The sequence below is a fragment of the Fibrobacter sp. UBA3718 genome (assembly GCF_002371935.1).
GTDB lineage: Bacteria > Fibrobacterota > Fibrobacteria > Fibrobacterales > Fibrobacteraceae > Fibrobacter.
In genome coordinates, this window is sequence record NZ_DFHR01000022.1 from 152,814 (window position 1) to 178,515 (window position 25,702).

At 54.4% G+C, this 25,702-nt stretch carries 19 protein-coding genes and 1 pseudogene; 8 read left to right on the plus strand and 12 right to left on the minus strand.

Annotation, left to right across the window (positions count from 1 at the left end; genetic code table 11):
* Positions 1–12: 12 nt before the first annotated feature.
* Genes B4A77_RS08900 through B4A77_RS08910 form a run of 3 tightly spaced genes read right to left on the minus strand, consistent with a single transcriptional unit; the run spans position 13 to position 3,415 of the window.
* Complete coding sequence (locus B4A77_RS08900) at positions 13–855, minus strand: succinate dehydrogenase cytochrome b subunit (protein ID WP_290723916.1); 843 nt, start codon at positions 853–855, stop codon at positions 13–15.
* Positions 856–891: 36 nt separating this feature from the next.
* Positions 892–1,344 (minus strand): nucleoside-diphosphate kinase, encoded by a 453-nt coding sequence (gene ndk / locus B4A77_RS08905; RefSeq protein ID WP_072797367.1) that lies wholly within the window; start codon positions 1,342–1,344, stop codon positions 892–894.
* A 40-nt stretch (positions 1,345–1,384) separates the two neighbouring features.
* Positions 1,385–3,415 (minus strand): peptidyl-prolyl cis-trans isomerase, encoded by a 2,031-nt coding sequence (locus B4A77_RS08910; protein WP_290740036.1) that lies wholly within the window; start codon positions 3,413–3,415, stop codon positions 1,385–1,387.
* 192 nt (positions 3,416–3,607) lie between these two features.
* Between B4A77_RS08910 and B4A77_RS08915 the strand changes: the two genes are divergently transcribed.
* Entirely contained in the window at positions 3,608–7,516 is a 3,909-nt protein-coding gene (locus B4A77_RS08915; protein WP_290740039.1) for a hypothetical protein, read from the plus strand.
* Positions 7,513–9,390, plus strand: coding sequence for a BamA/TamA family outer membrane protein (locus B4A77_RS08920; RefSeq protein WP_290723923.1), 1,878 nt, complete (start codon positions 7,513–7,515; stop codon positions 9,388–9,390). Before B4A77_RS08915 ends, B4A77_RS08920 begins: the two co-directional genes overlap by 4 nt.
* A gap of 12 nt (positions 9,391–9,402) precedes the next feature.
* Here B4A77_RS08920 and B4A77_RS08925 read toward each other — a convergent pair whose 3' ends face one another.
* The 9 genes from B4A77_RS08925 to B4A77_RS08965 form a co-directional block, all read right to left on the minus strand.
* Positions 9,403–10,287: an ABC transporter ATP-binding protein gene (locus tag B4A77_RS08925; protein WP_290740042.1), complete on the minus strand. Its 885-nt coding sequence runs from the start codon at positions 10,285–10,287 to the stop codon at positions 9,403–9,405.
* 16 nt (positions 10,288–10,303) lie between these two features.
* Positions 10,304–11,002, minus strand: coding sequence for a hypothetical protein (locus B4A77_RS08930; protein ID WP_290740044.1), 699 nt, complete (start codon positions 11,000–11,002; stop codon positions 10,304–10,306).
* A gap of 33 nt (positions 11,003–11,035) precedes the next feature.
* The gene (locus B4A77_RS08935) at positions 11,036–11,743 is read right to left on the minus strand and encodes a fibrobacter succinogenes major paralogous domain-containing protein (protein WP_173382492.1); all 708 of its coding nucleotides are present in this window, start codon (positions 11,741–11,743) and stop codon (positions 11,036–11,038) included.
* 145 nt (positions 11,744–11,888) lie between these two features.
* Positions 11,889–12,611, minus strand: coding sequence for a fibrobacter succinogenes major paralogous domain-containing protein (locus tag B4A77_RS08940; protein WP_290740047.1), 723 nt, complete (start codon positions 12,609–12,611; stop codon positions 11,889–11,891).
* Between the two features lie 6 nt (positions 12,612–12,617).
* Positions 12,618–13,502 carry a fibrobacter succinogenes major paralogous domain-containing protein gene (locus B4A77_RS08945; RefSeq protein WP_290728721.1) on the minus strand — a complete coding sequence of 295 codons (885 nt, stop codon included), beginning with the start codon at positions 13,500–13,502 and terminating at the stop codon, positions 12,618–12,620.
* A gap of 163 nt (positions 13,503–13,665) precedes the next feature.
* Positions 13,666–15,288, minus strand: a complete 1,623-nt coding sequence (locus B4A77_RS08950; RefSeq protein WP_290728720.1) for a fibrobacter succinogenes major paralogous domain-containing protein — start codon at positions 15,286–15,288, stop codon at positions 13,666–13,668.
* A 14-nt stretch (positions 15,289–15,302) separates the two neighbouring features.
* Entirely contained in the window at positions 15,303–16,856 is a 1,554-nt protein-coding gene (locus B4A77_RS08955; RefSeq protein ID WP_290728718.1) for a fibrobacter succinogenes major paralogous domain-containing protein, read from the minus strand.
* 82 nt (positions 16,857–16,938) lie between these two features.
* Positions 16,939–18,222, minus strand: a complete 1,284-nt coding sequence (gene glyA, locus B4A77_RS08960; protein ID WP_290740049.1) for a serine hydroxymethyltransferase — start codon at positions 18,220–18,222, stop codon at positions 16,939–16,941.
* A 106-nt stretch (positions 18,223–18,328) separates the two neighbouring features.
* A complete protein-coding gene (locus tag B4A77_RS08965) occupies positions 18,329–19,873 on the minus strand; it encodes a hypothetical protein (RefSeq protein ID WP_290740051.1) in 1,545 nt (514 codons plus the stop codon).
* Between the two features lie 312 nt (positions 19,874–20,185).
* Here B4A77_RS08965 and B4A77_RS08970 point away from each other — a divergent pair, with 312 nt between their 5' ends.
* The 6 genes and pseudogenes from B4A77_RS08970 (at position 20,186) to B4A77_RS08990 (ending at position 25,702) form a co-directional block, all read left to right on the plus strand.
* A complete protein-coding gene (locus B4A77_RS08970) occupies positions 20,186–22,327 on the plus strand; it encodes a RelA/SpoT family protein (RefSeq protein ID WP_290740053.1) in 2,142 nt (713 codons plus the stop codon).
* The gene (locus B4A77_RS08975) at positions 22,324–22,914 is read left to right on the plus strand and encodes a hypothetical protein (RefSeq protein ID WP_173365871.1); all 591 of its coding nucleotides are present in this window, start codon (positions 22,324–22,326) and stop codon (positions 22,912–22,914) included. Before B4A77_RS08970 ends, B4A77_RS08975 begins: the two co-directional genes overlap by 4 nt.
* A gap of 9 nt (positions 22,915–22,923) precedes the next feature.
* Positions 22,924–23,304, plus strand: a complete 381-nt coding sequence (locus tag B4A77_RS08980; protein ID WP_173365872.1) for an NADH-quinone oxidoreductase subunit A — start codon at positions 22,924–22,926, stop codon at positions 23,302–23,304.
* A pseudogene (locus tag B4A77_RS12850) lies at positions 23,304–23,783 on the plus strand (NADH-quinone oxidoreductase subunit B); the annotation flags it as partial. The gene B4A77_RS08980 and the pseudogene B4A77_RS12850, both read left to right, overlap by 1 nt.
* Before the next feature lie 360 nt (positions 23,784–24,143).
* Positions 24,144–24,554 carry an NADH-quinone oxidoreductase subunit C gene (locus B4A77_RS12855; protein WP_349678396.1) on the plus strand — a complete coding sequence of 137 codons (411 nt, stop codon included), beginning with the start codon at positions 24,144–24,146 and terminating at the stop codon, positions 24,552–24,554.
* Positions 24,551–25,702 (plus strand): NADH-quinone oxidoreductase subunit D, encoded by a 1,152-nt coding sequence (locus B4A77_RS08990; protein WP_173382530.1) that lies wholly within the window; start codon positions 24,551–24,553, stop codon positions 25,700–25,702. Before B4A77_RS12855 ends, B4A77_RS08990 begins: the two co-directional genes overlap by 4 nt.

A 25,702-nucleotide genomic window follows, 5' to 3' on the forward strand; every position in this document is an offset into this window, starting at 1 on the left:
GGCTCCTTAAAATTATGCGTTAAAAGAAACTTCGACGGTGCCGACAGAAGGAATCACGAAAGAAGTCTTGGCGGCTTCCTTGGCCTTCTGCTGTTCATACTGCTGCTGGAGTTCATGAGACTTGGTGCGCAGGGCTTCCGTTTCGGGCTGGTTAGCGAGGTAGAAGGCGGCGATAGCGGTGATACCGAAACCGGCAGCAACGACAACACTGTAGATGATGCCGCAGACATCGATAATCGGGGTCCACTTCTGGTGAGCAATGCCCATGGTCTGGAAGGCAGACGAAATGGCGTGGAACAGGTGCATGCCGATAACGAACATGCTGATCACGTAGAACACAGCCCAGAAGGGGTTGGCAAACATGTCGATGGTGGTGAGCCACATGTCGCGGACGATTTCGCCCTTGTCGTTCAGGTACAGGTAGTGTTCGCCGAACTTGAGCATCATGAGGTGCTGGATGAGGAAGCCGAGGATGAAGAGGCCGGACCAGATCATGGTGAAGGTCGCGAAAGTCTTCTTGCCCTTGCGAGCGTTGACTTCGTAGTCGATTCCACCGCGTGCCTTCTTGTTCTCGATCTTCAGCGTAACCGCGAGGAAGATATGGAGAGCGAAGCAAGCCACCAGGCCGAGTTCGACGAGATAAATCAGCTTAATCGGGAAGTGGAGCGGATTGAACCCGGTCAGGAACTCGGTGTAGGCGTTGTAAGACGCCTGGGCCGAAGCCTGGTCAAAGTTCAGAAGCTGGAAGTTACCACACATGTGGCCGAAGATGAACAGGGCGAGTGCCGCACCCGTGCATCCCATGATCTGCTTCTTACCGATGGAGGAGGTAAGATACTTGATGATCCATTGCATTGAGTTGTGTCTCCTTGAGGGGTTTTTGTTTTAAACTTAGAGGACGCAGCAAGCCTTGAGGCTCGGCATTTCGTAAGCGTAGCGTTCGTCTTCCTTGAACCAGAAGTCCAGTTCGCGCTTAGCAGACTCGGGGCTGTCGGAGCTGTGCACGACGTTTTCGGTCATGGAAGGGGCAAAATCGTAGCGGAGGGTACCGGGTTCCGCCTTGGCCGGATTGGTTGCACCGTTGATGGCGCGGACCTTGGCAATGGCATTTTCGCCGCCGAGGGCGAGCATCACGGACGGGCCCTTGGTCATGTAGGCTTCGAGTTCCGGGAAGAACGGCTTTTCCACGTGTTCGGCGTAGAAACCGCGAGCATCGGCAGAGGTCATCTGGTGCATCTTCACGGCGCAGACGGAGAGGCCTGCAGCGATGTAACGGTCGATAATGCGCCCGATGAGGCCGGACTTGACGGCATTGGGCTTGATCATTGCAAATGTCATTTCCATAGTAGGTACCCTTTTTTGAAAGTATGAGAAATATAGATAATTATGGTTCTGCCTCGATCTTTTTCATCAGGTCTTCGGCGAGTTTTCCGCCCGACTTGATGTTGTCGACGAGCCAATCGACGGATTCCTTCAGTTCGCTGTTGGGGAAACGCTTCTGGAAATCTTCCAGAACCTCGAGCGCAAGCGTGTCCCTATGCAGGTTTTCGTTCAAAATGAACCCGCGGCTGAAAAGCGCCTTCTCGACATCGGGACTTTCGGGCCACATGTGCAGGAACACTTTGTATTCCATCTCGGCCTGGGCAAACTGCTCGGCTTCGGCCGCCAACTGCGCAATCTGGAAAGTCGCCTTCGCGAACAGGCTATCGTTATTCGGATTGTAATCGCGCACCTTCTTCCACATAGCGATGGCTGCGGAATAATTGTGGGCATTGGAGAGCGAATCCGCATCCTGTTCCATTTTCGCGACATCGGTCGTCGGGGACTTGATATTGAGAGTCTTTCTCATGACGGTGACCTTCGCGGAATTCCACGATTCCGCGCGCATGCGTTCGATCTTGTCCTTACGGATCCGACGGATATTGTTGCTGAACGCCTGCTTACGCAAGTCGTCCCACGAGCGGTTCTTGTTGGCTTCGTAATTAGAGAAATACTCATACTTCACGACATTCTGCGGGAACTGCAGGTAATCGCTGATGTCCTGTTTGGACTTCTCGAAGCTCGCCTGGGGATGAATGGGATTGCCGTTCTTTTCAAAGTAGGCCTTGAGCGAATCTTCCGGAAGGATAGACTCATGTTCAAGCATTTCGGAATAATGGGCCGTAATGTAGTTCACGCGCGTCTGATGGACAAACGCCCTGTATTCCCAGGACTGGTCGAGCTTAAGGGCGCGAGCCTCTTCCGCAAAGGAGAAACATTCGGCCAAGCTAGAAACGAGGCGGCTTCTCGTACGGTTAACCTTGGGAATCCCGGGTTCCTCGTCTAGAATCTGGAGGATATCCCTTTCCTTCACCACCGGAGCCCCGTTCCTGGAAACAAGCACGTAATCAGAATCCAAATCCAGATAGCCGAACGACTTCATCTGGTTGATCACCTCGCCCTTCACACGGTCGAACGGCTTGACTTCGGGAGGAATTTCACGAACAAGGTAAAAGACATGTCGACCAGGAGTCCTTGTCGTCGCAAGTACCGGAGAAATCGAGCCTTCGGGCTTTCCCGCGAACGCTGCGGCAAGACCGTTTACCATGCCTATCCCATACGGGAACGAGAAGCCATCCTTCACGACTCCCACATAGCCACCGTTCGCGGCAGTCTCCTTGTTCTCGCTATGCTTTGTCGCGATTTCCTTAAACTTTTCCAGACTGGTTACGGGCTTTTTGAACAACTTAGCAAGAGCGGCGGAATCTTCCATCTGCACGTGATAGACTTCGAACGCATGCGCCGTCTTGAATTCTTCCTTATGGGCTTCATAATAACCTTCCGGATTGGGAGGGACAATCTTTTCGACGGTCACCGGAAACTTTTCCCTGATAGCCTGGGATGTCGAATCTATCATGCGGCGTTTGAATTCGCCAAGGAAGAGGAGTGTGTCGTTGTTGGCCGCAGCAAGAGCCCCGGCGGAACGGGAAAGCAGCAAGGCCTCGGCCACCTTCCCACGGACATCCAGGAACTCGACACTGCCCGTAGAATCCGCGAAATCGGCCTTGTGCAGTTCGAAATAGGAACGGAGTTCGGATTCGGGGAACAGTAGACATTCAGTCGCAAAGAAACGCTGGTAGACGACCGTAAGTAGACGTGTTTCTAGGCTCTTCGAATACGCCTTCCACTGCGATTCAAGTTCAGGATGCTCGGCGACCGCCTTGGAGACAAAAGCGGACTTCGCAAAAAGTTCGGATGCGATCCGGTCTACCTGCGGACGCCCCTCTGGGTCAAGCTTCACAGCAAGGTCCAGATCTTCTGCATAAACAGTCTCGTCACCGATCCGTGCAATGACCTCCTCGCTTCCGCCAACATTGTTGCATCCCGCGAGAGCCAGTCCCAAAAGAGCGCTTAAGAAAAGAGCTTTCCTGTTCATTAAATCCTCATAGATTTGCTTGTTTTCGACAAAATATAGTCAAAAACACCCATTGCTAAGGCCAGGCGCCACACGAGAAAAAAACAACAAAAAAGCAGATTTTACGTAATTCGTTGACAATCAACGAGTTAGAGGCATTCAATCGAAAACTTTCATCAAGGAAATCTCCCTTATTTTCTATAATTATGCGCGTTGAAGAAACCGACTTCGACATTTCCGATAACCGCCGCAATAGTGACGGTGGTTGTAGGCGTTCTTGCCCTGAGCGCCTGGTTTGCGCGTATTGCGCTCATAACCTTCCTATCGAGCCCGCACACCTTCGGCGATGTAGAAATCACCCCCCACGGCTACAAGCTGGGCGGCCTCCTCACCCATTCCTGGGATTCCATCTCCGTCAAGACCGGCGAGAACACCTTCTCCGTCAGCGATTTCGACCTTGACATTACCGTATTCGGCGATTCCAGCAAGGTAAAGCTGAACCTCGGAAGCTTCAAGGCGGATATCCACAGCGGCACCCCCGAAAAAGCGGAAAAATCGGAACCTCCCGAACTATCGTTCCCCGAAAAGGCAAAATTCTACCTTCCCACCGAAATGTCCGTCGGCGAAATCGACATCGACATTGACAAGGGCGAAAAAACGGCCAAGCACTGGCAAGCAAAAGACCTGAGCGTCCGGAGCACAGGAACGCAGGCCGTAAAGGTCAAACTCGACGGCATCCAGGGGGACTTCGTGCAGGGGACCGGAAGCTTGGACGTTGCGGCGGACTTCTCGTCCGAAAACGTAAAGCTGAAAGGCAAGGTCAAGGTCGGAAAGGACGAAGTCAAGCTCGACGCGAGCACCCCGAAAACGAACATGGCAGCCGTAAAAACATCCGTGGAACTTGACGTCGCTGACCCGACCCAATGGATTCCCGTCAAACTTCCGCCCGCAGTCCCTGACATCGGAGCGGCCCATGTGAAGGCAACGGCAAGCCTCGACCCCAAAACGGGAAAACCCCGTTACGACGCCACCGTCCGAACGAGAGTCGGGGCATTCTGGCCGCTCATGGCCTGCAACGTCACGGCACGCATCAAGGGCGACGACCGGGACTACCACGTGGAGGCAGACCTCAACAACAACGAAGGCGGCCACATCAAGCTCGAAGGCGACTTCGACAACAACCTCAACGGAGAGCTCCAGGGCCGCGTCGAATACATGAGTTCCGTCTTCGGGCCACAGATGATGCCGCTAGACATGGTCATCCATTCGCTCCACAAGCAGGGCGATATCGTGGACGCGGTCATCGAGACAAGGCAGGGTTCGGCCATCGAGGCTACGATTGACCTAAGCGGCCCCCCGAGCATCAGCTTCACCGGAGACATGTCCCCCTACGAACCGTGGGCGCTGGACTGGAACTTCGGGAACCTCACCCTCAAGAACCGGTTCAACCTCGTGGGGTCATTCAACGGCAGCAAGCTACACGTGAAAGCAAAGATTCCAAATGTCGCCTACGCCTACCACATGAAAGCCGATTCGCTCGAAGTGGAACTCGACCTCGACAAGAACGGCATCGAGTTCACTAACGGCATCATCTACACGGAAAAAGAGACATTCGACTTCTTCGGCGACGTGATGTGGACGCACGAAGAACCGCACACGTCGTGGGACGTCACGCAGCGCCACGGAGGACACGCTTTCGCCTACATCACATGGACCGATTCCATCACCATCCAGGCAAATGCGGACTCCGTCGATATCACGACCATTCCCTTCGCCGATTTCTCCATCAACGGAGACATCTACGGCGAAGTTTCCGGACGCTGGCACCACAACCTGACGGACAATGTCGGATTTCTGGACGTATTCGCCGAAGGCCGTTACGAACCGTTTGACCTGCAAGGGCGAATCCAGGCGCGACAGAACGGCGACACCATCTTCATCGACAACTTCCACGCCATCCAGGACAAGAACATGGTGGAAGCCGAAGCGACATTCGTCCTTCCGAACGATTCGAACCCGGACTTCAAGCCTACCGGCTATCTGCCAGTGCAGGTGCAGCACGCATGGGCGGCGGCAAAGAACTTCAGCATTCCCATCCTGCTCGAAGCAATGAACGACTCCACACTCTCCAGCGGCATGATCACCGGCGACATCGCATACGAAGACAGCCACGGCATGCTCGGGAACATCGACATCACGAACATCGAACTGCGCAAGATATCGAAGGACCTGATCGACATCAACAAGTTGAACATATTCGCCGAAGGCGACAAGGTCGAAGTCAATTCCTACGTAAACATCGGCAAGGGCGGATGGGCTGGCAAATCGCAGATTATCATCAACAACATTTTCCAGGACAAACGCCACGTGACCGTAGACTACAGCACAGACACCGGCGGCGACCTGAACGTCGAAGGCGACATCGACTCCGCCTTCGTATTCACGGGAAAGGCGGCCGTCGCAGGTTCCTGGTTCATTCCCGGCACCACAAGCGAAATCAAGAAGACAGACCTGCAGGCTGACATCACGGCAAACATCAAGGAAGGGCTAAAGGGAATCTCGGCAAAAATCTACAGCGACTCGACATTCTTCCAGCCTCCCAAGATGACAAGGCTCGTCCCCATCAAGTTGCGGGGCTCGCTCGAGAACGGGCTTGTCGAGATAAGCGAACTTTCGACGCACAACCACGAACAGGAAACCATCAACGTTTCCGCAGCCTACAACCTCGACAGCATGACCATCGAGCGGTTCAACATATCGTCCGAACAGTTCAGCCTGAGATCCGGCCCTCATTCCATCATCGTGAGGGACGTGTCCGGAACCGTCGACGACTTCGATAACGAGATGACCATCTCCGTGAACCTTCCCTACATCCAGTACAACTTCTACGACGAGACGTTCGGCGATGGCGAAATCCAAGCTCAGAGCAACCTCGACTTCATCATGCCCCACTCCAAGGGAGACAGGCTGCAGAACAACACCATCGCAGGCAAGCTCGTCGTTGACAAGATGGTCTACCACAAGGCGCTCGAATTCCAGATTACGCCGGCTTCGCTCGACCGCATTCTCAACATGTTCAACAACTTCATCGCCAAGTTGCGTAAATCGGAAATCCAGGAAACAAAGCTTTCGACGGCAAGTCCCATCAACCTCATGATTCACGTGAACGACTCCCAGAGGGACTCCGTCGAAATCGTGACCCCGTTCGCGACCTTCCCCTTCACCTTCGACATCTGGGTGCTCGGCAACACGAACCGTCCGCTATTGCGCGGCGATGTCATCAACGCGAACACCGGATTCATCGGCGTCCAGGAACTCTACGAGTTCGAACTCAACGCCTTCAGAATTTCATGGATGGACGTCCCGTGGCAACATGGCGAAGTCGACGTATCGAGTGCGCAGAACCTCCCCTACTGCGACGACACCGGCAACCGCGAAGGAGAGACGTGCCCCATCAATTTCGACATTACGGGAACCATTACCAACCCGCAGCCGACCCCCAGTTCCAACTGCGGAACCGAGGCTAGTGCGGCGGCCACCTACTACAACATCATTCTCGGATGCATCGCCGACAACAACGACGAATCGACCGACTGGAACAAGATTGCAGGCAAGGCCATCGGCAAGGTGCTGTCTTCGACGGCGAACAAGACCCTCGGCGGCGAATACATCGGCGACATCGACATGAAGGTGATGCTGTTCAACAACAACACCACAAGCGACAAGGACTCGAGCTACTTCAAGTTGCCCATCTCGCTCGACCGCTGGGTCAAGGACCTGAGCCTCATCTTCGGCTACACGCAGGACCAGAGCGAGAACCCGACCTACGACCAGGCGCTCCAATTCGGCGTGAGCTACAAGCTGCCCGTATTCAAGGATTCTACCTACTCGCACAAGAACCATATCGCACCTTCGCTCAACCTGAACGGCCAGCTCATCTCGAAGCAATACCTTACCAATACAGGTACGGGCGGAAACGAAAACCGGCTTGAGAAGAACATCGGTCTCAACTACGGCTACAAGTTCTGGAACCCGTGCCTCCTCGGCATCGGCCATTGCGAGACGGTATCGCCGGGCGAACGCAACAAGCCGCTCGAGAGCAAGCAGGAGGACAAGAAATGAGATTCTTTCTAGGCATCCTTTTGCTATGTGCTACATTCCTTTTCGCCGAAGAAGGCGACAAGCATCCCTGGTACGTGACCCTCGACGGCAACTCGACCTTCTCGAATTTCCAGTTGCAGGAGCAGCTCGAAATTCCCGAAGAATTCGGACAGCTCGACACCATCAAGCAAGACTTCATGATGGGACTTGCGATAGAGAACATCAAGGCCCTCTACTATTCACGCGGGTTCTTCAGCCTCGACCTCAAACTCGAAATCCAGCGCGAATTCATCCGCCCTGACAGCGTGCAGCGCGGCTACATCATTTCGTTGCGCGAAGGCGAACGCTACCATTTCGGCGGGACAACCATCCTTGTCCCGGACAGTTCAAAAATCGAAATCGACAAGAGCGCCCTGCGGACCAACAACAAGGAACGACTTTTCAACCACGACGACATCGCCGAAGACATCCAGCTTATCCAGCAGACCTACCGCAAGGCGGGCTACCTGCACACCTACGTGAGCCCGGCCGAACTCATCGACACCGTCAGGAAGTGCATCATCGTCGAAGTGAGCGTAAACCCTGGAGCGAAGGTCATCATGGGCAACATGATCAGTACGACCCAGAAGGTCACCGACAAGACGAACCGCAGCAAGGAAGCCGGACTTTCCGACACGGCGTGGCTATCGTCCTTGTGGAAAACGCCACAGGGAGAAATCATCGATGGTAACAAGTTCAACTCGTTCAAGAGCAAGTTGCTTTCGACACAGCTATTCACGCAAATCAAGCTGAACGACTCCCTGAGAGCCGACGGACTTTCGGATGTGCACCTCGACGTGACCGAGCGCATTCCCGGAGAAGCGAGATACGGAGTATTCTTCGAAGAAATGTACGGGTTCGGCGCCATCGCGTATGCAAAGCACAAGAACTTCTTCGGAACGTTCAACGAATTCTCGACCTCCTTCCAGATAGCGCAGAACAAGCAGGAAATTTCTCTCGGCTACGCGAACCCGCTCTTGTTCGGGACATCGTTCACGTTCATCCCGACCGCTATCCGACTGGAAGACCGTTTGAGCTTCAACCACGAAAAGATTGCCCCCCCCGCCTACCCCGACAGCATTGAAGAACGTTACGAAATCATCAACCGCGGAGACTTGACCTTCGGCATTACCGACCACATCCGTTTCCGTGGCACCATCGATACCCGATTCGTGAGCAAGAATGGCGAGGACATGTACAAGGTGAAGGGAGAAATCGCACTCACCTTCGACTACACCGATGACTATTTCAACCCCACGAAGGGCATACGTATCGCGCCCACAGTCGGTGCAGGCACCAACCTGAACGCCAACCTGGAAAAGCTGACTGTGATAGGGAACCCCTACACCTATGGCGAAGCGACTGTCAACCTCTACCGTCCGCTGTTCTGGACATTCTACGGAGCATTGAGCGGAAGCGCGGGCAAGTTCTTCGAAACAGCGCTCGAAGACGATGCGCGCGTATTTTACCAGGGTGGCAGCCGTTCGGTGCGTGGTTACCGCTTCCGCAGCATCTATACCAGCTACACTAGCACCGATGACGAAGGGAACGAAATCATCAACACGGGACTTACGCCGATGTATCTTCGAATAAACGAAGAAATCCGCTGGTCGTTCCCGTGGAAAAGCTGGAGCCACTGGCAAATCGTACAGTTCTACGACTGGACGCGCATCATGGACCAGGACAGCGAACAGTTCCCATCCAAGACAAGCGAATCGCTCGGACTCGGGCTCCGTTATCGCTGGCAGTTCCTCACGTTCCGCCTGGATTACGCATTCAAGAAGAACCTGGACAACTGGAACATGGAAAACTTCGCCTGGGGCAGGTTCGCGTTCGACCTATCGCAGACGTTCTAGAATTTTTTGCAATCAGACGGTCTCGCGGTAGAGGCGAGAGAGGCTCGCCTGCGCGGGAGCAACTTCGGCTTCGATTCCGGCGGCTGCAAGAATGTCGCGAATTTTTTCAGGTGTCAGAGTATTGCCGCGGACCTCTACCTTGAACGTCGCGGTTTCGCTCGCGATGTCGGCGACCCGCCCGCTCTTCAAGACGTGCCCGCGGTCGATAATCGCGAAGTCAGTCGCCTCCTCTTCCATCTCGGCGAGGATATGCGAGCACACGATGGCCGTACCGCCTTCCTGCCTGCGCCAGTCCGCAATGAGTTTCCACACCGTCTCGCGCGACATCGGGTCAAGATTCGCCACCGGCTCATCCAGAATCAAAAGACGCGGCGCAGGAGCCATCGCGCGAAGCAACTGCACCTTCTGGCGGTTCCCGAGCGAAAGCTTGCCCATGCGGGTATCGAGCGGCGGGAGTTCCAGGCTCTTCGCCAAGCGGGCAATGCGTTCGCGGGCCGCCTGCTCATTCCACCCGGGAATGCGGGCCGCATAGAACCCCACGAAATAGTCCACGTACTCGTTTATCGAAAGTTTCGGATATACGCCCGGATTCTCGAGCAGTATACCGCAGGCGAGCGGGTCGAGGAACGAACCTCGCGAACCCGAACCTGCAACCCCCTTCGCGCCAGAATGCGTATTAGACCCGCGCACATCGTCCGCAAGCCCAATCGTGCCCGAGAATTTCGCGAAACGCCCGCACAGCAGGCGGAGTAATGTAGTCTTCCCCGCCCCATTCGGGCCCAGCAGCGCAAAGAAACTCCCCCGCGGGATTTCGAGCGACACGCCCGAAAGCGCGTCCACGCCCGATTTCGGGTAACGGAACGAGACATTCTCGACTTTTACCAGCGGGTTTTCCATCGCGCGCCCCGCAAAACTACTTGCAGAATTCCTTGACCGCCTCGGCCGGGTTCTTGATGAGCGAGAAAGCGTCCTTCGTCTGGCGCACCGCCTCCATCTGCACCTTCTCGGATGCACGCTGCAGGTACTGGATGCAACGCCAGTCCGTACGCACGGCGGCAAGCTGCACCGGCTCTGTACGGTCCTTGATGCTCACGAACTCAAAAGCATGGTAGTCCTGCTTCACCGCGGCAATCACGATGGCTGCCGACGGGCGCACGATATCTTGCAGGGCATGCCAGTCGCGTTCCACGAGCGCCGCCTGGATCTTTTCGCCCATGAAGGGCACAGCCTTTACGGCTTCGGCACTCGCGCGCACCGCCTCGGCCCACAGGTCCTCGCCCGCGTTGTCAATCTTCTTCACGATTTTCCAGTCACTGCGCACCGCGGCCTTGAGAAGTTCCGGGTTCGTCACGAACTTGAGGATATTCGGGTCGCCGTTCACCGCGGCAAGGAGCGCGGGCTCGTCGAGGGCGTTGAGCGCCACCTTCAAATCTTCGCAAAGGCCGTTCTTGATGTAGAGAATCGCCTGCACGTTCTGTGCAAACGCAGCCTTCTGCGCGGCAACAGTCGGGTTCTCGATAAGACTGATTGCATACCAGTTGAGGCCAATCGCCTCGAGCTGCTGTTCTTCGGTCGGGTTCTCGATCTTCTTGATTTCAGTCCAGGACTGCATAAAACCTCTTGTTTATGCGGTAAAGATAGTAAACTAGTCTTTAAGACAGCGAACCGAGAACCCGTAGTTATTGTAATCGTCACTGGACATGCCCGCAGCATAGTCGGCGTTGAAGTCCAAGAACGCACTATACGGACCGTTATTGATTTCAGTAGAACTCACAGTAGAACTCCGGAAGAACGTGTGGGCGCCCGCGTAGAGATATCCCCCACCCTTAACCCTGTAGCCAGCAGGGAGCGCCGAGAACCCGAATGCATCCGAGCCTTTGCCACCGGATGTGGACTTGAGCATTTTGCCTGCGGTCGCTTGTCCACCAACAGCAGTGATCAACGTTTCCCATTCGGCCTTGCTAGGCAAATGCCAGCCGTCGGGGCAAACATCAACCACAGCATCCCAAGTGTATAGTCGGCCATACTTTTCGCAAAACTCGACAGAATCCTTGTAGCAGAAGCTAGAGTCCGTTTCATAGTTGAGGTTCTGCGCCATCCACCACTGGCCGCCGATTTTAACGGTCTTGTAAGTCTGGCCGTCGCGGTCATCCGCCAACTCGCTGTATTCACAATTGTCTTCCTTTTCGGTCTTACAACCGACGACAGAATCCGAAGACTTCGCAGAACTGCTGGATTTGGCACGGGAAGAAGACGAGCCGTCCGAAGGACGGGTCGAGAAATCGCTATCATCGTCACCGCAAGCGACAAGCATCGCCGCACAAGCAAGAATTCCAAACCAAAGGGAACGCATATTTTCTCCTATTGTTTACTTGAAATATAAGAAAAGGCCCCCCGGCTTTGAACCGAGGGCCAATTTACTTTAGCCTATTTGGTCAAAAAAGGTATTTTAGACACCACATTATACATTGACAGAATGATAAAAAGCCCCGGCGGAATTAGTCTCTAACGCAACGGACAGACAACCCGAATTCCTTGAAGGTTCCGTTCAGGACCGCAGTCTTAGTGGGGCTGACCAAGAGCAATTTGTACGCTTCAGCGTTATTGGCGAACTCGCTATTGACCTCAGTAGAGCTCCAGAACTCCGCATAGAAGCCTTCGTAGTTGTAATACACTTCCTTGATGCCCGCAGGCAACGCAGTAAAGGAATAATCATCCGTTCCGTTGCTGCTTATACTCAAGTCACTCAAGTTTTTCAATCCATCTTTGGACTTGATGTGTGCAGGCATCGCTAAGGCCAAGCCAAAGGCCAAGCCTTTCGCACTGCTTTCCCAACCGCTAGTGGACTTGAGTTTGGAGCCTGCTCCCATCCATTTTTTTTCATTTTCCTTATCCTGTGTTCCGCCCACGGCCTTAAGCAAGGTCTCGAATTCAGCCTTGCTGGGAAGGTGCCAATCGGCGGGACATGCACTTCTTGCCGCATTCCACGAATAAAGCCTTCCGTATTTCTGGCAGTTCGACTCCTCGTCTTTAAAGCACCAACTGCTATCCGTTTTGAAATAGAGGTTCTCCGCCATCCAAACCTGATTGCCAATTTTCACAGTCTTGTAGGTTTGACCATCGCGGGAATCAGTCATCGTTCCAATCTCAGAATTGGAGCCGCAAGCGTTTATCGCGAATGACAACGCAAGCAAAGCAAGAATGGCAAAAGTACGATTCATAGAAACTTAATCCTTGACGCAACGGACAGAGAACCCCTCAAACTCAACTTCCTTTTCAAGAAGTGCTGTTTCGAAGGGCGTCAAAATCACCTCATATGCGAAATCATTTTTATAGGCCTTATTTTTTTCGATGTCGTCATCACACTCAACAGAACTATGAAAGTACGCAAGGGAACCCTCGTAGCCGTAATCTATTCGGGCGCCGGAACCAACACCGAGCGCAGAGAACCCAAAATTATCCGTACCAAGATCGTCACTAAGCCAGCCAGAAGCTGTCTTGAGTTTTGTGCCGGCACCCAAATAGCCACCGACTGCGGTGAGCAAAGTCCTCCATTCTGTCGTATCGGGCAGGTGCCAGCCCTCGGGGCAAACACCGCGCACAGGGTACGTCGGCGAACAAGCCACATCGTAGCCACACCCCTTGCCGTTTGAACTCCATGTACCCACGCTATCCATCGCAGCGCTCCACAGATACAGGCGACCATATTTTTCGCAATATTCGGCAGAATCATTGTAGCAGAAACTACTTGAATCTAGTTCATCTGTGGGTTGCAAATAAGCATAGTTCAGGTTTTCCGCCATCCACCACTGGTCGCCGATTTTCACCGTCTTGTAGGTCTGCCCGTCACGATCGTCCACCAACTCACCGTATTCGCAAGTATCCGTACTATCGGTCTTACATGGAATCGCTAAAGTCACAGAACTAGAAGAAGGCTTTGCCGAACTGCTTGACTTAGCTGAACTGCTTGATTTTACACTACTACTCGACTGCGGTGCGAGACTCGACGAAGATTCCTTCCCGTCCGGACGCGTCGCAAAATCGCTGTTGTCGTCACCGCAGGCGACAAACATCGCCGCACAAACAAGAACACCAAACCAAAGGGAACGCATATTTTCTCCTATTGTTTACTTGATAATATAAACAAAATTCACACCATTAAACAGCACTTTATGGTATATAAGAACGGCTTGTTAGGGACTCCTACGGAGTCCCTCGCTGCTCGGCTCGGCAATGCAGAAATGCAAGCATTTTTGCGCTGCACTCACCTCACTGCTAGTCTTTTACGCATCGGACCGAACTCCATCCAGTGTCAATGTGCCGGAGGTAGCAGCGTGCGCACCCAGCAGTGTTGGACTCGACGTAAGAAAAAGGCATTACACTTGCGGATTTGCCATTCTCCGTAGTAGAGCTCCAGAAGTCCGAATGTTCACCCTCTTCGCCATAGGCCGCAGTAGACGCAATACCAACAGGAAGTACCGAGAATGAATAGAGATCGGTTCCGTTTTTTTTGTTTTGCCACCCACGCTGCGATTTGAGAACCTCGTTTGCAACTGTTTGTCCGCCGACAGCCTCGACCAAAATTTCCCATTCTGTTACCGATGGCAAATGCCACCCGCTGGGGCAAACTCCACGCACAGAAGATGTCGGCGAACAATCCTCTTTGTAGCCACACCCCTTACCGCTAGAACTCCATGTACCCGCACTGTCCATGGCCGCGCTCCATAGATACAGGCGACCGTACTTCTCGCAATATTTGGGAGAATCTTTATAACAGCGGCTACTTGAATCTAATTCGTCTGTGGGCTGCAAAGAAGCATAGTTTAGATTCTCCGTCATCCACACCTGACCACCAATCTTTACAGTCTTGTACGCATGACCGTCCCGGTCATCCACCAACTCTCCATATTCACATGTATCCGTGCTATCAGTCTTACACGGAGTCGCCACAATCGCCAAACGGCTGATGGACCCATCATCGCAGTCTTCGCACACGTTCAATGGATTATCCTTGATGCAGCGAACGGACAACAAAAAGAACTTAGCGTAGTCCTCAAAAACAGCACTATCAAGGTCGCTGTTAAAATCAATGTCTAACGCATTAGTAGTACTGTACTCGGTAGAAATCCAGAAATGAGTGAACCCTTCATAATATACTCTCTCACTGGCGGACCACCAGCGACCATGGCCGGCAGGGAGCACAGAGAACCCGAAAGCATCCGTTCCAATCCAATCACGAGACTCGCTGATAGATGACCTGAGCACCTTGGCAGCCGTCAATCGTCCACCAACAGCCGAGAGCAAAGTCTCCCATTCTGGTTTCTTGGGCAAGTGCCAACCGCTGGGGCATACGCCCTGGATATTTCCCGGTGGCAAAGAACATCTATGGGCATAGCCACATTCGTCTTCCGATTTGTCTACTGCCGAAGCCCAATAGTAAAGCCTTCCGTACTTGGTGCAGTAGATTTCTTTGTCCTTGTAGCAAAAACTAGAGTCCGTTTCATAGTTGAGGTTCTGTGCCATCCACCACTGGTCACCAATCTTCACCGTCTTGTAAGTCTGCCCGTCGCGGTCGTCCATCAACTCGCCATATTCGCAAGTATCCGTGCTATCAGTCTTGCACGGAGTCGCCAAAGTCACCAAACTAGAAGAAGACTTCACCGAACTGCTACTGGACCCTTCGGCAAGCTCAGGGACCTTTGAGGAACCGCTCGACTTCGGTGTGACGCTGGACGAAGATTTCGTAGATCTGCTGCTGGACGAAGACTCATCATCGCAATCCTTGCACACGCTCGAAGACGAATCGTCCGAAGGACGAGTCACAAAATCGTTGTCGTCGTCACCGCAGGCGACAAGCATCGCCGCACAAGTAAGAATTCCAAGCCAAAGGGAGCGCATAATTTCTCCTAAAGTTAGTCCTTGACGCAACGGACGGGCAGCCAGCGGTTCTCAGAGCCGGGAAGCAAGTCTGCATCGCCGTGCCTGTTGCTAAAAACCATTGAATACGCATAAATGCTACTATTCTCTGTAGAACTCCAGTAGCTAGCTCCGATGCCCTTGTAGCTGTTATATCCATATCCATCGTCAAACCTGACGCCGGCAGGGAGCGCCGAGAATCCGAAATCATCCGTTCCGTTGCCACTTTCGCCATCATAGTCATCCCAACTGCTGGTGGACTTGAGAACTGCGCCGACTCCTGGCCATGAATAAGACGTGTTGTCGACATTTCCGCTCACAGCCACAAATAGTGTCTCGGCATCTGCTTTGCTAGGCAGGTGCCAGCCGTCGGGACAAACGCCACGCACAGGGTACGTCGGTGAACATTCCACTTTATAGCCACACCCTTTGCCATTCAAACTCCATGTACCTGCACTGTCCATCGCCCCAGCCCATGAATAAAGCCGACCATACTTGGTGCAGTTGCTGTCCGCTAGATTGTAGCAGAAGCTGGAGTCCGTTTCAAAATTCAAGCTCTCAGCCATCCACTCCTGGTCGCCAATCTTAACTGTCTTATAGGTCTGACCATCACGGTCATCCACCAATTCTCCGTATTCGCAGTTGTCTTCCTCCTCTATCTTGCACGGAATCGCCAAATTGATTATACCCGATGACTTCGCCGATTTGCTGTCGGGATTGTCCTTGACGCAACGAACCATGAACTCGTTGTCCTTACGATTCCTAGAGATGTACGTACCGTCGCTGTTGTTGTAAAAGGCAATGAAGTACGCGTAGGCGCTATTGCGCTCCGTAGAAATCCAGTAAAACACACGGACGCCCTCGTCTTCGTAAGTCCCATTGTAGAGCCACCCGTCACCAGCAGGGAGCACCGAGAACCCGAAATCATCCGTTCCGTTGCCACTTCTCCAACCTGATGTGGACTTGAGTATTTTTCCAACATTCGACGAATCACCGACAGCGTCGAGCAACTCTTCCCATTCAGCTTTGCTAGGCAGATGCCAACCGTCGGGGCAAACGCCACGCACTGGGAATGTGTATGTCGGTGCGCAAGCCTTGCCATATCCGCAGCCCTTGCCATTCGTATTCCACGTTCCAGCACTATCCATCGCAGCGGCCCATGTATAAAGCCGACCGTACTTGTCACAATATTCGACAGAATCGTTGTAGCAGAAACTTTTATCCGTTTCAAGGTTCAGGTTCTCCGCCATCCATACCTGGTCACCAATCTTCACGGTCCTGTAAGTCTGGCCGTCGCGCAGGTCCTTGAGCGTATTTGCAATTGCGTCGTATTCACTGCCGTTCGCCTTTGCGGAACTGCTGCTGGACTTGCCATTGCGAGAACTAGAAGAGTTCGAGGCAATCTCTTTCCCGCTGGACGAAGACTCCTTCCCGTCCGGGCGCGAGATAAAATCGCTGTCGTCGTCACCGCAGGCGACAAACATCGACAAGACAAGTAAAATGGACCCTATCGCGGCGCTCCGCTTGCTCCAGGGTGACAGTTTAGGCATATTTCCTCCTATTATCCGAGGTAAATATAAAAAAAGCCCCCGGCTTAACCGAAGGCAATTTCTTTAGCAGACGCGAATTATCTTACTTGTACAGCGGGTGCTTCTTGCAGAGAGCCACGATTTCTTCGCGGATCTTAGCGAGAGCGGCATCGTCGTCCTTGGCCTTGATGCAGCGGTCGATGATGCGGGTCACTTCGCGGGTATCTTCTTCGTCAAAGCCACGGGTCGTGATAGCAGCAGTACCGAGACGCACTCCGGACGGATCCATCGGCTTGCGCGGATCGAACGGGATTGTAGAACGGCTGCAGGAGATGCCGACCTTTTCCATCGCGACTTCGGCTTCCTTACCGGAAACGCCCTTGGAAGTCATATCGACAACGATGAGGTGGTTGTCGGTACCGTCGCTAATAACCTTGTAGCCCAGCTTCATCATTTCGTCGGCCATGGCCTGAGCGTTCTTGATGACGTTCTTGGCGTAGGTCTGGAATTCCGGCTGCAGAGCTTCGAGGAATGCAACGGCCTTACCGGCGTTGATGTGGTCATGCGGACCACCCTGCATACCCGGGAACACGCCCTTGTCGATTTCCTTGGCGAGGGAAACTTCCTTGAGTTCGCCCTTCACCATCTTCTGGATGGTGCGGTCCTTGCACATGATGATAGCGGAACGCGGGCCACGGAGAGTCTTGTGGGTCGTGGTCGTCACGATGTCGAAGTACGGCACCGGAGAATCAATAGCCTTACCGGCGATGAGGCCAGCGACGTGAGAAATGTCAGCCATGGTGAGGGCGCCGACTTCGTCAGCGATTTCCTTGAAGCGTTTCCAGTCGAGGTTGCGGCTGTAGGCAGAGAAACCGGCGAGGATCATCTTCGGCTTTTCGCGGAGAGCGATTTCGCGGACCTTGTCCATGTCGATGCGGCCCGTTTCCTTATCGACTTCGTACTGCACGAAGTTGTAGAGCATGCCGGAGAAGTTCACCGGATGGCCGTGAGAAAGGTGTCCACCGTGGTCGAGCTTGAGGCCGAGGACCTTGTCGCCCGGTTTGAGGACGGCGAAGTACACGGCAGCGTTGGCCGGAGAACCGGACAGCGGCTGGATGTTCACATGGTCGCAACCAAAGAGTTTCTTGCAACGTTCGATGGCCAAAGCTTCCATCTTGTCGATCACTTCGTTACCACCGTAGTAGCGCTTGCCCACGTAGCCTTCGCTGTACTTGTTGGTCAGCACGGAGCCCATGGCTTCCATGACGGCCTTGGAGGTGTAGTTTTCGGAAGCGATGAGTTCGATGCCATATTCCTGGCGTTCGGCTTCTTCCTGGATGATGTTGTAGATTTCCGGATCGGTCTGTTGCAGTGTAGATTTGAGCATTTAGCTACTCCTTGATTTGTACGGCCCAAATATAGAAAAAAGCGGAGCCAGTCACCCAGCCCCGCTCGATTTTATCAGGAGTATTTTGATAAAAAGAACAGAAGAACTACCTCAAAGCAGGAGTTTCCCAGTCAATCCATTCAGACTTGTTGAAGTTGATGGTCTGGGTGTTCTTGCTGTAGTCAATCTTACCCGTCTTGGCGTCCTTGCCGAGCAGGAACTTGTTCATAAAGTCCTTGACTTCGTCGAACTGTCCGTTCGGGAGCGAACAGTGCGCGTGGCCGCCTTCCTGGCTATAGGTGTAATTTTCCGTCACGCCGAGAGCCTTGTAGGTTTCGAGAGAAGCCTGACCGCAGTAGTTAGACGGCACTTCGCCCAGCCATTCCTGGCCCGCGTTATCGAGGATGAGGAGCGGACGCGGGGCGACCATGCTCACGAGCATGTGCTGGTCGAACGGGAGCGTATTTTCCCTGCCGTCGTAGTTCTTGAAGCTAGAAATCATCCACTTGCCTTCGGAACCAGCGCTGGCCAGACCCTGCACGAACTGCTTGCCCTTCTGCTTGTTGACCTGGGCACCGACACGCCAGAGGGAAGCGCCACCGGAACCGGATTCCTGCGGAATGGTGAGCGCGATGCGTTCGTCAAAAGCGCCGATGGCGAGGGCTGCCTTACCCAGGCGGGAACAACCGCTAACAGCCAGGTGCTTGACATCGATGCCTGCATCGGGGTCTTTTTCCAAAGCGTCGATCAGACGGCTCACGCCCCATGCCCAAGCGATAATGGTGCCCTGGCCGCCGTTGTAAAGCTGGAAGAACTTGCCGCCACCGCTTTCGGGAGCGACATTGTTCGTATTGAAGGTTATCATGGCGATGTCCAAGCCGTTGGTCGAGGAGCCGAGGCTTCCGCATGAGCCAAATCCCTGGTCCAGGCCGATGAGGGCCGGCTTCGGCTTGTCCTTGGTGCCGGCACTGTTGATGGTGACGTCGAAGGAGGCGGACTTGCCCTTGTCGGTAACGGTGACGGTGTACTTGTTGCCGGACTTCTTGCCCTCGACCTTATCCGGATTGCGCGGCTTGGTGCCGAACATAATCTTTTCGTACATCGCGCCGATTTCTTCGCGGCGGCACTTCCATTCGTCCTTCGTGGAAATGCGCTTGCCGTCGAGGCCCATGAACGGGTCGGGCAGTTTCGCGTTGTTCACGCTCGTCGGGATGTTGCCAATCTGGCATTCGCTGCGGTGGTCTTCCACGAAGGAAGGCGATTCCGGCTGTGCGGCCGAGCTGCTGCTCGACACCACAAGTTCTGCCGAAGAACTAAAGAAATGATGATGCGAAGAGCTGGAAGAAACCACGACAGCCGAAGACGGCGGCGGAAGCGCCGCGGACGACGAACTTTCGGTCGGCGGCAAAAGCCCCGCGCTCGAAAGCGGCGAGACCTCGACGGTATCCCCATCTTCGAAGGTTTCGTGGCTTATTTCAAGGACTGAACGCGAAGAAGAAGACCCCAAAAGGGAATCCCCCGCAGACGAGAGGCCTCCCTGATCCCCAAGACATTCCGGAGTTGTACATTCCACGGGCGAAGTGTCTTCCCCGCAGGCCCAAATTCCGAATGCGACGAGCGCAAACGGGAACATATATTTCCACTTTTTCATAACCATCCCCAAAGTTTAAAGTCGCCCATTCGACTTTATCCGGGCTCTAATAAAATAAATTCCCCTCGGGTAAAAAAGTTCCGGTTTTTTCATAAAGCGTTGTTCGCATTTACAACAAAATCGTGACGCGGGTCATAGTCACAACCATGTTTTTTTGGCAAGGGGTCGCACTTAAAAAAAATATTACAATGGAGAATATAGGCGAGCCGACAGCAACCGCCTTGCGCCCGTTCTCGGAAATGCAACGTTATTTTTGGCTTATTTTCCGCTAATTTCCGTTTTTGGGCCCCATTATATAATAAATTGTAAGCGATGAACAAGGCAAACTTTACTCCCAACGAGGAACACATCATCCAGGTGCTCCTCAAGAAGAACGGGAAGCTCGACGAGAGCATCCTGCGTAAAGCTATTGCCTTCATCGCCGACGCGCACGACGGGCAGTACCGCAAGAGCGGAATGCCCTACACCGAGCACCCGTTCGAGGTCGCGAAGATCCTCGCCGAACTGCAGCAGGACCAGCCGACGGTCCTTGCAGGCCTGTTGCACGACGTGGTGGAAGACACGCCGCACACGCTTGCAGAAATCGCGGCGGAATTCGGCGACGACACGGCGTTCATGGTGGACGCAGTCACCAAGATTACCGCGGCACAGGAAGAGAACAAGACCGCGCAGAAGGCGGAGACCTACCGCAAGCTTATCACCGCGATGGCGAAAGACCCGCGCGTCATCATGATCAAGATCGCAGACCGCATCCACAACATGCGGACGATGCGCTACATGAAGCCCGAGAAGCGCAGGGCCATCGCGCAAGAGACCTTGGACATCTACGTGCCCCTCACCCACAGGTTCGGTCTCTACAAGCTGAAAACCGAGCTCGAGGACCTGAGCTTCAAGTACGTAAATCCCGACGAATACCAGAAGATTGTCGACGCCCTTATCGAGAACAAGGCCAAGCGAGAACAGTACGTGCAGTCCGTCATCGGGCCTCTGCAAATCAAGATGGCGCTCGAGGATTTCGACTGCACCATCCAGGGCCGCACCAAGAATATCTACAGCATCTACAACAAGATGATCAGTCGCGACTGCCAGTTCGAGGACATCTTCGACATCTTCGCAATCCGCATCATCGTGGAAACCATCCCCGAATGCTACCTCGCACTCGGCTACGTCCATAACCTGTGGACCCCGCTCCAGAGCCGCTTCAAGGACTACATCGCGACCCCGAAGCCGAACCTCTACCAGAGCATCCACACCACGGTCATCGGACCCGAGAACAAGATGGTCGAAGTCCAGATACGTACGAAGGACATGGACTTGACCGCCGAGAAAGGTTTCGCCGCGCACTGGGCCTACAAGCTCGAAACGCAACACGAGGGCGAAGAACTCGCCTGGCTCAACCACATGGTGAAGTTGCAGTCTGAAATTTCGGACTCCAAGGAATACCTCGACTTCCTTAAGGTCGACCTTAAGCCCGAGGGCATGACGGTGTTTACCCCGAAGGGCAACTCCATCGAGCTTCCCGAAGGCGCCATCGTCCTCGACTTCGCGTTCGCCGTCCACACGGAGCTCGGACTCCATTGCATCGGTGCCCGCATCAACGACGAAGTGGTGAGCCTCGACCACGTGGTGACGCACGGGGCCACCATCCAGGTGCTCAAGAGCCCGAGCCAGGAACCAAGCCCCGAATGGCTCGACATCGTGAAAACCGTGAAGGCGAAGCAGGAACTGCGCCGCTGGATGAAGACCAGCATCACCAAGCAGGCACGAAGCCTCGGCAAGGAAATCTGGACACGCGAACTGAGACTCGCGAAAATCGAGAAGGACAAGCTGCCGAGCGAGATGGACATCTGCAAGTACTTCGGCACTTTCAACCTCGACGACTTCTACGAACGCATCGGGCAGGGCGAACTCCCGCTGCAGGACATTCACCGGTTCATCACGGGAGGCTCGTCGCTCCCCAAGGAAATGGCGCTCCGGTTCTTCCCGGCCTTCGGCAAGGACAAGAAAAACGATATCCGCGACGAGATGCCGCTCCAGATTGGCCAGGAAACAAGCCTCGTCATCCACTTCGCCGACTGCTGCGCCCCTATCCCGGGCGACAAGATCGTGGGCGTCCTCAGGCCGCAGATGGGTATCGAAGTCCACAACATCACCTGCCCGTGCCTCAAGGACCTGCCGAGCGACCAGCAGATCGCGGTGGAATGGAGCGCCGACGTGACGCAGCCGTTCACCACGCACCTCACCATCGACACGGATAACCGCAAGAACATCACACTAGACATTTTGCAGGAACTGAAATATTCCGACCTCTCGCTCGACCGCATGAGCGTTGCAAGCGCGCAATCCTCCGGACGCATCCGCATGGAATTCAAGGCGTTCCGCAAGGAGCAGGTCGACGCCATCGTCACGAAGATTAAACAGATTTCGGGAGTCCGGGAGGTGTCCAAGGCATGATTACCCCGCTGCACCATAGCGACTACACGCTCAAGAACCGCGCCTTCAGTTGCCGCATGCGCAACCGCTACTACGAGGAAGTCTACTATGCGTTCCGAGCAGTGATGCCGCTCGACTCGAAGGGAAACATCGACGGGTCGGCCATGAACGCCGAATGGTTCAAGAACCTCGCTCAGGAAATCAAGAGGCTCGACCGCGTGCTCATGACATGTCTCGAATATTCGCAGGCAGCCGTATTCTACGGCAAGGCGGACATCGCGACGCTCTACTCCAAGGACAAGCGCTGGGGCATTCTGCAAGAAGAAATCTTCCTCGTGCACTTCTTGCAGGAACTGCTTTCCACCACGCGCTATATCATCGCGCGTCTCGAAACTGACCACATGTTGCAGCGCTGGAGCGGTTCCATGCAGGACATGAAGGCGAAGCCCATGAGCTCCGGATTCGTGAGTTCCATCCAGGAAAAGCTTACCGCCATGTCGGAGGCGACCATCGACGAGTTCAAGGACCTCTTCAAGCATATCATCGACCGTTTCCAGATCGGCAACCAGCTTTTCGGGACCGTGCAGGAACTGCAGAATTTCTATTAAGGACAACCCATGTCTGAATACATAATACTCTCCATTTTCCTTTTTCTTGGTGCGTTTATCGCGGCCGCGGCGACTGTCGTCGGTCTCCTGCTAGGCTACCGCACGAAGAATACGAAAAACAAGATGGCCCCCTACGAATGCGGCATGGAGACCATCGGAAACGCCCGCATCCAGTTCAAGGTGGGCTACTACCTCTTCGCGCTCCTCTTCCTGGTCTTTGACATCGAAGCCCTGTTCCTCTTCCCCGTGATGATGAACTTCAGGGAAATCATGGCTGGCCACACGGCGCTTTCACCGGTGATTGTCATCGCCGACCTCGCCATTTTCATGGCTATCCTCGTTTCGGGCCTCGCATACGCCTGGAAAAAAGGAATCCTCAAATGGGAATAATCAATTTCGCACCCAAGATACTCGACCCGATTCCCGGCGGCAAGTATGTCGTGAACGCTATCGACTACGTTGTCAACTGGGCACGGGCAAATTCTATTTGGCCCCTCACCTACGGCACGAGCTGCTGCGCCATCGAGATGATGTCGAGTTCCATGGCACGCTACGACATCGCGCGTTTCGGTTCCGAAGTGTTCCGCGCATCGCCGCGCCAGGCAGACCTCTTCATTCTAGCAGGTACAATCACCCGCCGCATGGCCCCCGCCATCCAGATGCTCTGGGAACAGATTCCCGGCCCCAAGTACGCCATCGCGATGGGCGCATGCACTATCAGCGGCGGACCGTTCATCTATGACAACTACGCCGTCGTCCGCGGAGCGCAGAACCTGATTCCGGTCGACGTGTTCGTTCCCGGATGCCCGCCGCGTCCCGAAGCGCTTTTCCACGGGCTACTCACCCTACGCGAAAAGATTCTCAAGGAGACCTGCCGCCACCCGTGGCACGAAGGCCAGCCGAAAGACGTCTCCACCATGGACCGCTACCGCGAAGCCGCAAAAACCTGGGCCGCCCTCGAAGAGATGAAAGACGAGGAGATGGCCGAAGCCCGCGCGAAGTTCAAGGAAGAACACCCGGACTACAAGAGCACATTCAAGCCTGTCCGCGTGAAGAAAGAAGACTTTCCCGAAGTGGAACGCAAGCCGTTCCGCAGGGTGGGCCTCACGCAGCTCGAGCTCTACCAGAAACTGCACGACAAGTTCCCCGGCATCACCTTCCACACCCACAGCGAAGATCCCATTGAGACGGTGCTTGCAAACGCGCCCGCCGACAGGCCGCTCGAAGTGATGGTGGAACCCGAGGACTATGTAGCCGTGACCGAATTCGTGAAAAACGATCCTGAATTCAAGATGGACTTCCTGATTGACGTGACAGCCATCGACTACGACGACCATTTCGACCTGGTGACACAGCTCCGGAGCCTACAAATCGGACACAAGATATTCCTCTGCGTGCAGCTGAAAAAGGACTTCAGCATTCCGGAAGAAAAGCGCGCGACATCGCTCCTGGCGAGCGTGCCTACCGTAAGCCATCTCTATCCCGCCGCAGAATTCAAGGAACGCGAAGTCTACGACATGTTCGGAATCAACTTCGAAGGCCACCCCGACCAGCGCCGCATATTCCTTGACAAGGATTTTGTCGGGTTCCCCCTGCGCAAGGACTTTACGCACCCGGAAATGATCAGGAGGCCCGTATGATCCAGCCACGTTTCTCGAACTTGCCTCCCGGATTCCGCATCCAGCGCGAAACCAATACCGAAGAATTCTTTATCAACATGGGGCCGCAGCACCCGAGTACGCACGGCGCACTCCGCCTTGCGCTACGCATGGACGGCGAAACCATCGTTGAACTTGTACCGCATTTCGGTTACATCCACCGCGGCATGGAAAAGCAGGCGGAATCGATGAGCTACCTACAGTACATCGCGCTTTCCGACCGCCAGGACTACCTCACCGCCATCCAGAACAACCTGGGTGTCGTCATCGCGCTCGAAAAGGGCATGAACGTAGGCGTCCCCGAAAAGGGAGAATACATCCGCGTGATGCTACAGGAACTGGGCCGCATCGCATCTCACCTCGTGTTCTACGGCTGCTTCGGCGGCGACCTCGGCGGACAGACATGCCTCCTCTTCGGGTTCAAGGAACGCGAGATGATTCACGACATCCTGGAAGAAGTGACAGGATCGCGCCTCACTACAAACTTCTTCAGGCCGGGCGGAAGCCGTTACGACGTGCCCGACACGTTCATTCCGCGCGTAAAAGCCTTCCTCGACCATCTCGAAGACGCCATGCGCGACTACGAGCGCTTCCTCTCGAAAAACATTATCGTGCTCGAAAGAAGCATCGGCATCGGAGTCCTCTCCAAGGAAGACGCCATCGCCTACGGATGCTCGGGGCCGGTACTGCGTGCAAGCGGAGTCGAATTCGACGTCCGCCGCGCAAACCCCTACAGCATCTACGACCAGTTCGACTTCGACATTCCCGTGTTCCATAACGGGGACTGCTACGACCGCTACAAAATCCGCATTGCCGAAATCCACGAATCCATGAAGATCCTGAGGCAGTGCATCGACAAGTTCCCGAAAGACGGTCCGTGGAGATCCAAGGAAAAGCCGGTGCGACTCCCCGTGGGCCGCTACTACAGCGAAATCGAGACGGCAAAGGGACTCTACGCGACCTACGTGGTCGCAGCCACCACCGGCGAGAAGCCCTACCGCATCCACACGCGAGGGCCCAGTTTCCCGCATATCGCCGCGCTCAACAAGATGGTGCAAGGCCACAAGGTTTCGGACCTCGTTACCATCATGGCGACCCTCGACCCCGTGATTCCCGAAATTGACAGGTAG

Coding starts and splice junctions, on each gene's coding strand:
- B4A77_RS12855 (WP_349678396.1), top strand. CDS start 24,144: ATGGTGGAACCCGAGGACTATGTAGCCGTGACCGAATTCGTGAAAAAC.
- B4A77_RS08980 (WP_173365872.1), top strand. CDS start 22,924: ATGTCTGAATACATAATACTCTCCATTTTCCTTTTTCTTGGTGCGTTT.
- B4A77_RS08940 (WP_290740047.1), bottom strand. CDS start 12,611: ATGAATCGTACTTTTGCCATTCTTGCTTTGCTTGCGTTGTCATTCGCG.
- B4A77_RS08935 (WP_173382492.1), bottom strand. CDS start 11,743: ATGCGTTCCCTTTGGTTTGGAATTCTTGCTTGTGCGGCGATGCTTGTC.
- B4A77_RS08920 (WP_290723923.1), top strand. CDS start 7,513: ATGAGATTCTTTCTAGGCATCCTTTTGCTATGTGCTACATTCCTTTTC.
- B4A77_RS08950 (WP_290728720.1), bottom strand. CDS start 15,288: ATGCGCTCCCTTTGGCTTGGAATTCTTACTTGTGCGGCGATGCTTGTC.
- B4A77_RS08910 (WP_290740036.1), bottom strand. CDS start 3,415: ATGAACAGGAAAGCTCTTTTCTTAAGCGCTCTTTTGGGACTGGCTCTC.
- B4A77_RS08925 (WP_290740042.1), bottom strand. CDS start 10,287: ATGGAAAACCCGCTGGTAAAAGTCGAGAATGTCTCGTTCCGTTACCCG.
- glyA (WP_290740049.1), bottom strand. CDS start 18,222: ATGCTCAAATCTACACTGCAACAGACCGATCCGGAAATCTACAACATC.
- B4A77_RS08965 (WP_290740051.1), bottom strand. CDS start 19,873: ATGAAAAAGTGGAAATATATGTTCCCGTTTGCGCTCGTCGCATTCGGA.
- B4A77_RS08975 (WP_173365871.1), top strand. CDS start 22,324: ATGATTACCCCGCTGCACCATAGCGACTACACGCTCAAGAACCGCGCC.
- B4A77_RS08945 (WP_290728721.1), bottom strand. CDS start 13,502: ATGCGTTCCCTTTGGTTTGGTGTTCTTGTTTGTGCGGCGATGTTTGTC.
- B4A77_RS08990 (WP_173382530.1), top strand. CDS start 24,551: ATGATCCAGCCACGTTTCTCGAACTTGCCTCCCGGATTCCGCATCCAG.
- B4A77_RS08970 (WP_290740053.1), top strand. CDS start 20,186: ATGAACAAGGCAAACTTTACTCCCAACGAGGAACACATCATCCAGGTG.
- ndk (WP_072797367.1), bottom strand. CDS start 1,344: ATGGAAATGACATTTGCAATGATCAAGCCCAATGCCGTCAAGTCCGGC.
- B4A77_RS08930 (WP_290740044.1), bottom strand. CDS start 11,002: ATGCAGTCCTGGACTGAAATCAAGAAGATCGAGAACCCGACCGAAGAA.
- B4A77_RS08955 (WP_290728718.1), bottom strand. CDS start 16,856: ATGCCTAAACTGTCACCCTGGAGCAAGCGGAGCGCCGCGATAGGGTCC.
- B4A77_RS08900 (WP_290723916.1), bottom strand. CDS start 855: ATGCAATGGATCATCAAGTATCTTACCTCCTCCATCGGTAAGAAGCAG.